We start from the raw sequence: 12,030 nt of genomic DNA on the forward strand, positions 1-12,030 counted from the left end.
TTCACTCAACATATTTGTACCTAAAAAGAGATATTAATATTTATTCTCTTTATTATACACTCCAACTGAAAATGTTTTACTTTTTTAATCTACAAGGTTTTTTTACAAACCTTGTAGATTAGTTGTATTTACTCGTTAGTTGCTTCTTCTACCCATATATCACCTTCAGCTGCTTTTGGTTCTGCAGGTGTTGTACCTTGAAATTGTAATACATAGCTTGATACTTGAGCAATTTCGGCAGGTTTTAAACTTTGTTTCCAAGCAATCATTCCTTTACCATCACGACCGCCTTCAGATACTGTTTTAAAAACATTTTTGATACCACCTCCTAGTATCCAATTCTCATCGGTTAGGTTTGGGCCAATACCACCTCCGCCGTCAGCTTTATGACAAGCTACACAATTGGTTTCGAAAATAGTTTGACCTGCTTTTAAATCAGATGCTTCAGTTAATAATTCAACGGTATTAAAATCGACTAAGTCTTTAGCTGTTTTTTTATAATTTTCTATTGCAATTTTGGCCTCGGCATATTCGGTTTCTAATTCACTATATTGATTTTCGCCATTAAAAACGTGGAACCTAAGCAAATAAACCGCAGCAAATATTATTGAAATGTAAAAACTATATATCCACCAAGGAGGTAGGTTATTATCTAATTCTTTTATACCATCATAATTGTGGTCTAAAATAATTTCGTGTTCTTCTTTAATTGGCCTAGCTCCAACTAATTTTTTATAAGTGTTTTTTATCCACTTAAATTCAGGTACTTTGCTTCTTTTGGCATCATACCTTGCTTTGCCTTCTTCGTCTAAGCTATGATATAAGATATTATCAACAGAGGCAACTATGGCTTCAATGGCTATAAGAACTAACAATACTAATAACAAAAATAATAATACTATTGGTTGTTCTATAAATGCTGGCTTATCACCAGAATCTACAAAATATTCTACTAGTCCGAAGATGATAAAGAATACAATAGGTACTCTTACCCAAGATGGAATTAAATTTCTCATAACTCTGTTTGATTTTGGTTGTCTAATGGTATGTTACTTACTGTTTTTATATAGTCTTTTTTAGCCGTGAAAACCCACCAAAACAGAACTACAAAAAAGATGAAGAATATGAGTAATGAAATAATTGGGTATATCTCGATACCTGTGATGCTCTCCATATGGTTTTTTACAAATTTTAGCATGATTTTAGTTTTGAGCGGTTTCTAAATTATTTACTTTAATATCGGTTCCTAATCGTTGTAAATAAGAAATAATTGCTACAATTTCACGATTACGCATCTCAACAAAATTTGCACCTCCAGCAGTTTTATCTGCTTCGTAAGTTTCTGCGAAATCGGGATCGCTATATAAGTTTTCCTCTATTTGAGTACCTTGATCTAGCATGGCCTTTTGAGCATTTGCAATATCTTCATCAGTGTATGGAACACCTAAGGATACCATGGCTTTCATTTTAGCTTCAGTTTGAGACTTATCTAATTCATTGCGAACTAACCATTGATATGCTGGCATAATAGAACCTGATGAGGTACTTTGAGGATCATACATATGATTTAAGTGCCAATTGTCAGAATATTTTCCACCTACACGATGTAAATCTGGGCCTGTACGTTTGCTTCCCCAAAGAAAAGGATGGTCGTACACATATTCACCAGCTTTTGAATATTCTCCATAGCGTTCTACTTCACTTCTAAAAGGCCTAATCATTTGTGAATGACATCCAACACAGCCTTCTCGAATATAAATGTCGCGACCTTCTAGTTCTAAAGGTGTATAAGGTTGTACACTACTTATTGTTGGTATATTAGATTTTACCATTATAGTTGGAACAATTTGTACAATACCTCCTATTAAAATAGCTACAGTTGCTAATATTGTTAATTGAACTGGTTTTCTTTCTAACCATGTATGCCATCCTTCATTAGCTGTACGACGTTTTGAAACGTTTTGTAAAGCTGGAGCTTCAGCTAATTCATCTGACACCTTACTACCATTTTTAATAGTTACAATGATGTTGTAAACAAGAATTAACATTCCTACAATAAAAAGCGTTCCGCCTATAGCACGCATCCAATACATTGGAATAATTTCAGTAACTGTTTCTAAAAAGTTACCATAAGTTAATGTGCCATCAGGGTTGAATTGTTTCCACATACTAGCTTGAGTAAATCCAGCAACGTACATTGGTAAAGCATACATAATAATACCTAAGGTTCCAATCCAGAAGTGCAAGTTTGCTAATCCTACAGAGTATAATTTTGTTTTAAATAACTTTGGTACTAGGTAGTATATCATTCCAAAAGTTAAAAAGCCGTTCCAAGCTAAAGCACCAACGTGTACGTGTGCAATAATCCAGTCTGTAAAGTGGCCTATGGCATTTACGTTTTTAAGAGATAGCATTGGGCCCTCAAAGGTTGCCATACCATAACCAGTAATAGCAACTACCATGAATTTTAAAACAGGGTCTGTTCTAACTTTGTCCCATGCACCACGAAGCGTTAATAGTCCATTTATCATCCCTCCCCAAGAAGGCATTAATAACATTACAGAAAATGCAACACCAAGGTTTTGTGCCCATTCTGGTAATGCTGTGTATAAAAGGTGATGAGGTCCAGCCCAAATATATATAAAAATTAATGACCAAAAGTGAACAATCGATAACCTGTAAGAGTACACGGGTCTGTTTGCTGCTTTAGGCACAAAGTAATACATCAACCCTAAAAATGGAGTTGTTAAGAAAAATGCAACTGCATTATGGCCGTACCACCATTGAACTAAAGCATCCTGTACACCTGCGTATACTGAATAGCTTTTCATGGCACTAACAGGCATTTCTAAACTATTAAAAATATGAAGTACTGCAACAGTTACAAATGTGGCAATATAAAACCAAATAGCTACATATAAATGGCGTTGTCTTCTTTTTAGAATAGTACCAATTAAATTCCAACCAAACACCACCCAAATGAGTGCAATGGCAATATCAAAAGGCCATTCTAATTCGGCATATTCTTTTGATGTAGTATAGCCTAAAGGTAATGTAATTGCAGCCCCTACAATAATAAGTTGCCAGCCCCAAAAGTTAATTTTACTTAATGCATCGCTAAACATTCTGGCTTTAAGTAAACGTTGAGAGGAATAATAAACACCTGCAAAAATTGCATTACCAACAAAGGCAAAAATAACAGCATTGGTGTGTAATGGTCTTAAGCGTCCAAAACTTAACCATGAAATACCATCGGTTAAGTTAGGGAATAAGAACATAAAGGCTAGTAGTAAGCCTACTAGCATACCTACAACTCCCCAAAGCATGGTAGCATAGAGGAAATTTTTAACGATTTTGTTATCGTAGTGAAACTGTTGTACTTCCATAATAATTAATTGGTCTTTTTAGTTTTTAATGATGGTTTTGATTGTTCTTTGATAAGTTCGTCTTCAAAAAGCATACGAACAGAAGGTGTATAGCTGTCATCAAACTGTCCTTTTTTTACGGCATATATAAAAGCAATAAAAAAGCCAATGGCAACAATAATGCTGATACTTAATAAAATATATATAACACTCATACCTATTTGAAGTTATGGTTCAAAATTACTTTCATATGCTTTTATAAAACATGATTTTTGTCATGTTTCATTTGTTTTTTCTTTTTGGCGTTACCCTATTGGGTCGGGCTTTCCGCTATATCTTTTTTTCGTGCCTTAAAAAAGGATGCTGCTGCAATCCCTAACGCACCCATTTGCAAAATTTAGTTATCATTTCTATTTTAAATTCCTTCCTAAAACATTTGTAGTAATAGTTGTAAATACTACAATACTTATTGAGCTTAAGGGCATTAAAATTGCAGCGACAACAGGGGCTAATTGCCCTGTTACCGCAAAATAAAGTCCAATAATGTTATAAATGAATGATAATAGGAAGCTCCATTTTATAATTTTTATAGCTGATTTAGAAACCTTTATATAATTAAATAATTGGTTAAATTTTGAAGCATCCAAAATGGCATCACAAGCAGGAGAAAACACATTCACGTTTTCTGAAATAGCAATACCTACGTTGCTTTGTGCTAATGCACCGGCATCATTCAATCCGTCACCAATCATTAACACATGTGCTCCTTCTGATTGATGGTATTTTATATATTCAAGCTTGTCTTCAGGTTTTTGATTGAATAGTAACTTGGTTTTTGTTGGTAATAATTTGGTTAAATTTTCTTTTTCACCTGAATTATCCCCAGAAAGAATAACTAAATCATATTCCTTCTTTAATGCATTGAATAATTGAGATAAGCCTTTTCTATAGGCATTATAGAAGGTAAATTTCCCTTTATATTGTTTATTACTGCTAACATGTACGGTTGTATTTAACGTAGCTGTATCATTTGTATAGCCTACAAAAGAAGCAGAGCCTACTTTTATATGCTCTTCTTTGTGTTGTGCTTCAATACCCTCACCTAAATGCTCTTCAAAAGCATCTAACGAAACAATATTATGTTCACTTAAAAGGTTATATAGCGACCTGCTTAAAGGATGATTAGAACCTCTTAATGTGCTTTTTAAAAGAGACTCTTCTTTTAAAGAAAGTTTTATTCCTTCATAGTTAATAGAGGTTTCCTTATTTGCTGTTATAGTGCCAGTTTTGTCAAAAATTATGGTATTTATTTTTGCTAGCTGTTCAATTACACTAGCATTTTTTAAGTAAAATTTTTTCTTACCTAAAATGCGCAGAATATTTCCGAAAGTAAATGGAGCAGAAAGCGCAATAGCACATGGGCAGGCAATAATTAAAACAGATGTAAAGACATTTAACGCTTTACTAGAATCATAAATTAACCAATACGAAGTAGCTATTATAGCTATTGTTAAAATGATAATTGTAAAACGCTTACTAATGCTGTTAGTTATGTTTGTAAATGCTAATTCTTTATTAGTCTTAAAAACATCGTTGCTCCATAGCTGAGTTAAATAACTTTGCTCTACAGATTTTAAAACATCAACTTCAATAGTGCCGTTAAGTTGTTTGCCACCAGCAAAAAGTTTATCACCAGATTGTTTAGAAACCGTTTTAGATTCACCAGTAACAAAGCTATAATCTATTCGAGCTTTACCTTTAATTAATATACAATCAACAGGAATTAATTCTTCGTTTCTAATAAGTAGTTTATCTCCTTTTTTTATATCGTAAACTTGGACGGACTCTTCCTTCTTATCGGCATTTATTTTTGTAATTCCGATAGGAAAGTAAGATTTATAATCACGTTCAAAAGATAGAAATGAATAGGTTTTTTGCTGAAAAAATTTACCAAGTAGTAAAAAGAAAATTAAGCCAGTTAAGCTATCAAAAAAGCCTGTGCCAATGTTAAATGTTATTTCAAAAGAACTTCTTAAAAACAATACTAATACCCCAAGTACTATAGGAACGTCTATGTTCAAAATTTTAGAACGAAGTCCTTTATAAGCCGAAATAAAATAATCTTGTGCAGAATAAAAAACAACAGGTAAAGAAAAAGCAAACATAAGCCACCTAAAAACTGGAGCATATTGTTCAATCCAAAACCCACTTACTTGAAAATACTCAGGAAAAGAAAGAAACATTACATTTCCAAAGGCAAAACCTGCAACGCCAAGTTTATAAATAAGTGACCTATCAATCTGTTTTTTACCAATGCTATAATCGTCTAAGCTTATATACGGTTCATAGCCAATACTGCTTAACAACGTTACTAGGCTTTTTAGTGTAAACGTTTTAGTGTTGTATGTAACTCTAACTGTCTTTTTCCCAAAGTTGACTATAGATGAGCTTATAGAAGCATTCAGTTTATTTAAATTTTCAAGAATCCAAATACAAGAACTACAGTGAACATTCGGGATGTATAAGTTTATAATTTGTATTTCATCATCATTAAACTCTAATAGTTGCTCTACAATTTTTTTGTTTTCTAAAAAATTGTATTTCCCTTCTATTTCTTTAGGCGTTGTACCAGGTGATTCTTGTAAATCATAGTAGCAAGTTAAATCGTTTGTAGAGAAAATTTCGTAAACAGTTTTACAACCATTACAACAAAAGGGTTTATCATCAAATGTGATTTTTGAAGAAGTAGAATCTAAACCACAATGAAAACATGTGTTTTTATTCATTATTATTTGCTCATTTATACCTGTAACAAAAGTCACAAATGATGTCCTTTTAAAATATGATATTTGTCATGTTTTATTTATTTTTACAAAACCACCAATTATTAGTTATGGGCAAGTGCGAACAATGTATTATAAAACAGTTTAATTCTCTTAAGGCATTAACTACCGATGAGTTAGTACGTATTTCTAGTTGTAAAACATCTATGACTATAAAAAAAGGAGATGTTATTTTTGAAGAAGGAGAAACGTTAAATGGTGTTTATTGTGTTAAGGATGGAATTTGCAAACTATCAAAATTGAGTGCCAACGGTAAAGATCAGATAGTGAAGATGGTTGTTAAAGGGCAGCTTTTGGGGCAACGCTCTCTTATTTCTGATGAAAGTTCTAACTTACAAGCTGTAGCGCTAAATGATATGGAAGTTTGTTTTATTCCTAAAAGTGAAATCATTGGAGACTTACAAAAGAACTCAAAATTTTCTTTTGAAGTATTAAAAGAAATGGCACATGATTTAAAAGAAGCTGATGATGTAATTGTTAATATGGCTCAAAAATCTGTACGTCAGCGTTTGGCTGAAGCTTTAGTTTATATACACGATAGTTTTGGTGTTAACCCAGATGGTACTTTAAGTGTTTTACTTTCTAGAGAAGATTTTGCCAATATAGTTGGAACTGCTACCGAATCTGCTATTCGAGTATTATCTCAATTTAAAAAAGAAGGCTTTATTTCTACCATTGGTAAACAAATAAAAATAGAAAATATAGGTGCGCTTAAGCGTGTTGAATAAGCTTAAAAGCATTATTTACCAACCGCCTCTATCTTTTATGTTTGCTTTACAAAGCTTTATAATTTCTGCAATACGTTTCTCTCTAGTAGCTTCGCGTTTAGCCTGATTTAGCCAATATAAATAACCTTTTCTGTAGGAAGGAGCAAAGTTTTTATAATTATTAAAAGCCTCTTTGTTTTTATCGAATTCTTTTTGAAGTTCTTTTGGGATAACTTCATTTTCAACATTATCTAAAGCTGTCCAACTACCATTTGCTTTTGCAATTTTAATAATTTTTAATCCGCTTTCATGCATTAAATTTGAAGCCTTTAATTCTATAATATATCTTTTGTTTAATGCACTCCAAACACTTTTTTGATTTCTAGGGGAGAAGTATTGCCTGCGTTTTCCATTTCCTAAACTTTTAACGGTCGAGTCAATCCATCCATAACAAAGGGCTACTTTTACAGCATCTCCCCAGCGCATTGAAGGCTCTTTGTTTTCTACTTTATAAAAAATTAAATAGATGCCTTTGGTTTTATCGTGGTTTGTATGTAACCATTCACGCCATTCAATATCAGTTTTAAAATAAAGCTCAGGAATTTCCAAAATGCTTATATTTTTTTTGAATCAATATAAAAATCTCTGTCAATAATGAAAGAAATGTCATTAGATTCTAAAGGCATTGTTTTCCATTCAGCGTTAGGAAAAATCCATTGTTCATTATCTCCAATTTTCACTTGAATTGGCATATCAAAACCATCAACAATGTTGGTCCAACGATATTTTAATTCTTTATTTTTAATAGAGTATTGTATAGTTGGAATTTGAGTTGTTCTTAAATACTGATTAAAAAACTCAGTTAAATCAATACCTGTTTCCTTAGATAGAAAATTTTCTATTTGCTGAGTAGTTACTGTTTGATGATAAAACTCTAAGTTCATTTTGCGTAAAATCTGTCGCCATTTTTCATCATCTTCAATAAGCTGGCGTAAAGTATGTAGCATATTAGCTCCTTTATAATACATATCTACTCCAGAACCTTTTTTATTTACACCATAATATTTTCCAATAATAGGTTTATCATTTTTTATGTTTCTTCGGGTTCCAATAACGTAATCGGCAGAAGCTTCTTTACCATAATGGTAGTCTAAAAAGAGGTTTTCAGAATATGCTGTAAAGCTTTCATGAATCCACATGTCTGCAATATCAACATTGGTAATGTTGTTTGCAAACCATTCATGTCCTGCTTCATGGATAATTATAAAATCAAACTTTAAACCCCAGCCAGTTCCTGATAAATCATTGCCTAAATACCCTTTTTTGTATTGATTCCCATATGTTACAGAACTTTGATGTTCCATACCTAAATAAGGAACTTCTACAAGTTTAAAACTATCGGCATAAAAAGGATATTGGCCAAACCAATGTTCGAAGGCCTTCATCATTTTTGGAGCATCTTTAAAATGTTCTTTGGCTTTATCCAAATTATCTCGTAACACATAATAATCCAAATTTAAGTTTCCCGCCATACCGTCATAAACCTCTGAAAAGTTAACATAATCGCCAATATTTATATTAACACCATAATTATTTATTGGGTTTTTTACAATCCAGTGATAAGTTTTTGTGTCACCAATCTGTTCAACAAGCTTTAATCTGCCGTTAGAAACATTCATTAAGTCTTTTGGAACATTAACGCTGATAAGCATACTGTCAACTTCATCATACATATGATCTTTATTTGGCCACCAAACGCTAGCTCCCAAACCTTGGCATGAGGTTGCTATAAAATGATTTCCGTTGCTATCCTTTTTCCAAGATACTCCTCCATCCCAGGGAGCACGAATAGCTTCCTTTGGAATGCCTTCGTAATAAACAACTACATTATTAATATCACCAATATTTTGTTCATCAGGAAGTGATATAAAGTGGGCATTACCATCGTGCTTTACTTCTAGATCTTTTCCGTTTTGGGTGGCTCTTGTAAGTTTTAAAGGCGCTTGTAAATCTACCTGCATAACAGAATGATTTTTCAATACTTTATATTGAATCGTGTTTTTTCCTTTAATGGACTTCTCTTCAGGATTAACTTTAATATCTAAATGATAATAGGTTAAATCCCACCAAGCGCGCTCTGGAGTAATACTACCTCGCAAGGTGTCTTGTCTTGTTAAATGATTTATTTCAGACAATAAATCTTGAGCAGGAATAGAGATTAAAGGAAATATTAAAAAAGCAAATAGTAAGTAAAAACGGAAGTGCATTGTTATAAATTTTGTCTAAAATTAATTAAAAAAAATCATAAGATAATGTTAATATTAACCAGCTAGTCTCTAAATACTTTATTTGGAAAAACGACAACACTTTCAAACCCATTTTTCCCAACTGATGCTATGCCAAAAAAATAGTTGTCAATAACAATACCATCTAGAGTAAATTCTGAGACATCACCAACATATCTACTATTATCCCAAGTAGGCGATGTTGTATCTCGCCAGTAAATTTTATAACCAATGGCATCATCAACTTTATCCCATTTAAATTTAACCGCTGGTTGTACAATTCCACCAATAGCAACATTTTTTGGTTGTTGCGGAGCAGAAGCTAAACTTGCTAAATTTATAGCATTTACTGCGGTTAGTTTTTTTGCATAATCAAAATTTACATGTTCAATAACATCTCCATATTTTATACCGTTTTCTTCTCTAATATCTTGATGTTGTTGTGTGTAGTTTTCATGAGCTTCCATAATTCTAATACCAGAAAAGCCTAAATCGTTAAACGGTCTGTGATGCCCACCACGACCAAATCTATCTAACCTATAAACCATCATGGGGTTCATTTCTGGCATATATACTTTAGTAGTTTTATAAATATAGCGGGCCAATTGACGTGAAACTCCATCGACTTCCCCTCCGTAAAAGCGTCTTAAAGTTCGTTCTCTTTCTGTTTCGGTAGGGGGAACAGGTTCAGAGAAAATTCTAAAGGTTCTGTTATCTATAATACCATCTACGCCTTTGATGTTTCCAATCATATCATTATTTAAAACCCCAATAATATCCCAATTTTTGTCTTGTGCATATTTTGCTAATCCAGCCCCACCAAAGAGCCCTTGTTCTTCTCCTGATAATCCAACATATATAATACTGCTTTCAAATTGATATTTTGATAAAACTCTAGCTGCTTCAATTGTTCCTGCCATTCCTGAAGCGTTATCGTTAGCTCCAGGAGCATCGGTTGTAAAATCCATGGTATCGCTAGCACGCGAATCTATATCTCCACTCATTATAACATAACGATTAGGATATTTTGTGCCTTTTTGAATTGCCACTACATTAACTACCCAAGCATCGTGTGGTACTCTACGATTGCCAGATTTGGTTACAAAATCTTTTTGGTAAAAAACATCAATGCAATTGCCACAATTTTTTGAAATGGCTTCAAATTCAGATTTAATCCAACGCCTTGCAGCTCCAATACCTCTTGTGTCAGAAATAGTATCGCTAAACGTGTTTCTTGTTCCGAAGTTTACAAGAGTTTGTATGTCTTTTTGAATTCTATCAGATGAAACAGCATCTATAATATTATAGATTTTTTGGCTAGTTTGAGAAAAAGCGGTCAAAGTTATAAAGCAAAGACTAAAAGATATTAAATGTTTCATTTTTTGATAATGCTACTTGGTTTATAAGATTCTGATAATAGCTCAGGATAGCAAAGCTATTTATTTTTTTTATAATTAAACTTTATAGTTTCTACAGAACCATCTTTTTGACGTATGTCTACATAAATATTCATTTCTAAATCATTAATTTTTTCAAAATATAGTCCGTCAAAAATTATTTTCTTTGTTGTTATTTCCTTTAGTGGAAAATCTACAGTTTTATCTTTTGTTTCCCAACCAGTTAGGTCATCATTAAAGTGTTTTAATTGGAGAATTAAAGAACCTTTAACCTCTTTAATAATAACAAATTCATAGAAGGAAACTTTATTGTTTACTATTAATTTAAAAGCTCCCATTATAGACCCACCTGATGGTTTACCCCAATACTCTTCAGTTTTTCCACCAAAAGCTTCGCCTTCCCAACTCCCCGAAATCCAAGCAATATTTTCTAGTTTGGGTTCGAGTTTTTTTTCTGTTTGAGCTTTGCATGTTAGACTAAAAAATGAAATAACGGCCGTTAGTATAATTACAATAAATTCTTTCATAATCTTAAGTTTTTAAATTGTTTGTATACTATTAAGACGTTCGTAATATTTATAACTGGGACATATTTTTAGTTTTATTAGAATTAACGCTTCATTTTATTGAATGAAGGTTACTTTTGATATTTTTTTATTTTGTACTTCGTAAATCGCAATGGCATAAAAGGTGTTACCATTAGCAGTAACCATTTCTTTATCAATCACTTTATTGCCTAAAATCATTCTATTTACAATTTGAGCGTTTAAGTCGGAGGTTTTTTCAAACATTGATGCATACTGCTTTCTAATGGCATTATGACCTTCAGAAATTAAATTACTAGGAAAAGTGTATAATTTTATATTATCAGTATAAGTTTCAACAAATGCATCAATATCTCTTTTGTTATAAGCTTCTAACTGTTTGTTTACAATAGCTTCTGGGTTAGAAGTAACTTTTGCATTATTAATAAAAGTCATAGATTTTATACTATTATTTGCGACTTTGTAAATAGTAATATGTCTGTTAGTTGAATAGTTTACAGTACCTAACTCCTCATCAATGACTACATCTTTAAGAGACATTCTATTTAGTACTTTTACATTAGATTTTTTGTTTTTATTAAAAAAGCGAGCATAGCTTTCTTTCAACTCTTCACGCCCTAGCGATATGGTGTCGTTAGGAAATCGACTAACTAAAACTTGAATATCAAAAGCTTTGGAGAATTCTTCTAAATTTCTATTGTTAAAAGGTTCTATATGTTTTTGTACAATTTCTTCATTCAGTTTTTTATTTTGAATGTTTGATTGCGAAAAAAGAGATAGTGGCAAAATGAGTAAAATAAACAGGTTTAGTTTCATTGTAAAGTGATTGATTTTCTAAAGATAATAAAATAAAAAAACGCTTCAGAAGATTATTCCTGAAACGTTTTT

11 protein-coding genes are annotated in these 12,030 nt (G+C 32.1%); 1 reads left to right on the top strand and 10 read right to left on the bottom strand.

All coding sequences use genetic code 11. The annotated features are described in order from the left end of the window. Nucleotides 1-128: 128 nt before the first annotated feature. The 5 genes from M3P09_RS05140 to M3P09_RS05160 form a co-directional block, all read right to left on the bottom strand. Nucleotides 129-1,016, bottom strand: a complete 888-nt coding sequence (locus M3P09_RS05140; RefSeq protein ID WP_249972276.1) for a cbb3-type cytochrome c oxidase N-terminal domain-containing protein — start codon at nucleotides 1,014-1,016, stop codon at nucleotides 129-131. Then, on the bottom strand, nucleotides 1,013-1,198 hold the full coding sequence (locus M3P09_RS05145; RefSeq protein ID WP_099564277.1) for a CcoQ/FixQ family Cbb3-type cytochrome c oxidase assembly chaperone: 186 nt from the start codon (nucleotides 1,196-1,198) through the stop codon (nucleotides 1,013-1,015). The genes M3P09_RS05140 and M3P09_RS05145 overlap by 4 nt, the downstream gene beginning before the upstream one ends. 4 nt (nucleotides 1,199-1,202) lie before the next feature. After that, on the bottom strand, nucleotides 1,203-3,386 hold the full coding sequence (ccoN, locus tag M3P09_RS05150) for a cytochrome-c oxidase, cbb3-type subunit I (RefSeq protein WP_249972277.1): 2,184 nt from the start codon (nucleotides 3,384-3,386) through the stop codon (nucleotides 1,203-1,205). A gap of 5 nt (nucleotides 3,387-3,391) precedes the next feature. Continuing rightward, complete coding sequence (ccoS, locus tag M3P09_RS05155) at nucleotides 3,392-3,580, bottom strand: cbb3-type cytochrome oxidase assembly protein CcoS (RefSeq protein ID WP_099564275.1); 189 nt, start codon at nucleotides 3,578-3,580, stop codon at nucleotides 3,392-3,394. Nucleotides 3,581-3,775: 195 nt separating this feature from the next. Next, complete coding sequence (locus M3P09_RS05160; protein WP_249972278.1) at nucleotides 3,776-6,151, bottom strand: heavy metal translocating P-type ATPase; 2,376 nt, start codon at nucleotides 6,149-6,151, stop codon at nucleotides 3,776-3,778. A gap of 107 nt (nucleotides 6,152-6,258) precedes the next feature. Here M3P09_RS05160 and M3P09_RS05165 point away from each other — a divergent pair, with 107 nt between their 5' ends. Beyond that, a complete protein-coding gene (locus tag M3P09_RS05165; RefSeq protein ID WP_099564538.1) occupies nucleotides 6,259-6,936 on the top strand; it encodes a Crp/Fnr family transcriptional regulator in 678 nt (225 codons plus the stop codon). A gap of 15 nt (nucleotides 6,937-6,951) precedes the next feature. On the opposite strand, the gene M3P09_RS05170 is transcribed toward M3P09_RS05165, so the two are convergent. From M3P09_RS05170 to M3P09_RS05190, 5 genes are all read right to left on the bottom strand, one after another. Beyond that, a complete protein-coding gene (locus tag M3P09_RS05170; RefSeq protein ID WP_249972279.1) occupies nucleotides 6,952-7,524 on the bottom strand; it encodes a YdeI/OmpD-associated family protein in 573 nt (190 codons plus the stop codon). A gap of 5 nt (nucleotides 7,525-7,529) precedes the next feature. Next, nucleotides 7,530-9,182, bottom strand: coding sequence for a M1 family metallopeptidase (locus M3P09_RS05175; protein ID WP_249972280.1), 1,653 nt, complete (start codon nucleotides 9,180-9,182; stop codon nucleotides 7,530-7,532). Between the two features lie 62 nt (nucleotides 9,183-9,244). Continuing rightward, nucleotides 9,245-10,579, bottom strand: a complete 1,335-nt coding sequence (locus tag M3P09_RS05180) for a M28 family peptidase (RefSeq protein ID WP_249972281.1) — start codon at nucleotides 10,577-10,579, stop codon at nucleotides 9,245-9,247. Nucleotides 10,580-10,635: 56 nt separating this feature from the next. Then, nucleotides 10,636-11,124: a DUF6265 family protein gene (locus M3P09_RS05185; RefSeq protein WP_249972282.1), complete on the bottom strand. Its 489-nt coding sequence runs from the start codon at nucleotides 11,122-11,124 to the stop codon at nucleotides 10,636-10,638. A gap of 96 nt (nucleotides 11,125-11,220) precedes the next feature. Then, nucleotides 11,221-11,958 carry a nuclear transport factor 2 family protein gene (locus M3P09_RS05190; RefSeq protein ID WP_249972283.1) on the bottom strand — a complete coding sequence of 246 codons (738 nt, stop codon included), beginning with the start codon at nucleotides 11,956-11,958 and terminating at the stop codon, nucleotides 11,221-11,223. Nucleotides 11,959-12,030 lie beyond the last annotated feature (72 nt).

Source organism: Jejuia spongiicola (assembly GCF_023502325.1).
In the GTDB taxonomy this organism is placed as follows: domain Bacteria; phylum Bacteroidota; class Bacteroidia; order Flavobacteriales; family Flavobacteriaceae; genus Wocania_A; species Wocania_A spongiicola.

Excerpts from the sequence above, each read along its gene's own strand:
- M3P09_RS05140 (WP_249972276.1), bottom strand. The coding sequence starts at position 1,016 with ATGAGAAATTTAATTCCATCTTGGGTAAGAGTACCTATTGTATTCTTT.
- M3P09_RS05145 (WP_099564277.1), bottom strand. The coding sequence starts at position 1,198 with ATGCTAAAATTTGTAAAAAACCATATGGAGAGCATCACAGGTATCGAG.
- ccoN (WP_249972277.1), bottom strand. The coding sequence starts at position 3,386 with ATGGAAGTACAACAGTTTCACTACGATAACAAAATCGTTAAAAATTTC.
- ccoS (WP_099564275.1), bottom strand. The coding sequence starts at position 3,580 with ATGAGTGTTATATATATTTTATTAAGTATCAGCATTATTGTTGCCATT.
- M3P09_RS05160 (WP_249972278.1), bottom strand. The coding sequence starts at position 6,151 with ATGAATAAAAACACATGTTTTCATTGTGGTTTAGATTCTACTTCTTCA.
- M3P09_RS05165 (WP_099564538.1), top strand. The coding sequence starts at position 6,259 with ATGGGCAAGTGCGAACAATGTATTATAAAACAGTTTAATTCTCTTAAG.
- M3P09_RS05175 (WP_249972280.1), bottom strand. The coding sequence starts at position 9,182 with ATGCACTTCCGTTTTTACTTACTATTTGCTTTTTTAATATTTCCTTTA.
- M3P09_RS05180 (WP_249972281.1), bottom strand. The coding sequence starts at position 10,579 with ATGAAACATTTAATATCTTTTAGTCTTTGCTTTATAACTTTGACCGCT.
- M3P09_RS05185 (WP_249972282.1), bottom strand. The coding sequence starts at position 11,124 with ATGAAAGAATTTATTGTAATTATACTAACGGCCGTTATTTCATTTTTT.
- M3P09_RS05190 (WP_249972283.1), bottom strand. The coding sequence starts at position 11,958 with ATGAAACTAAACCTGTTTATTTTACTCATTTTGCCACTATCTCTTTTT.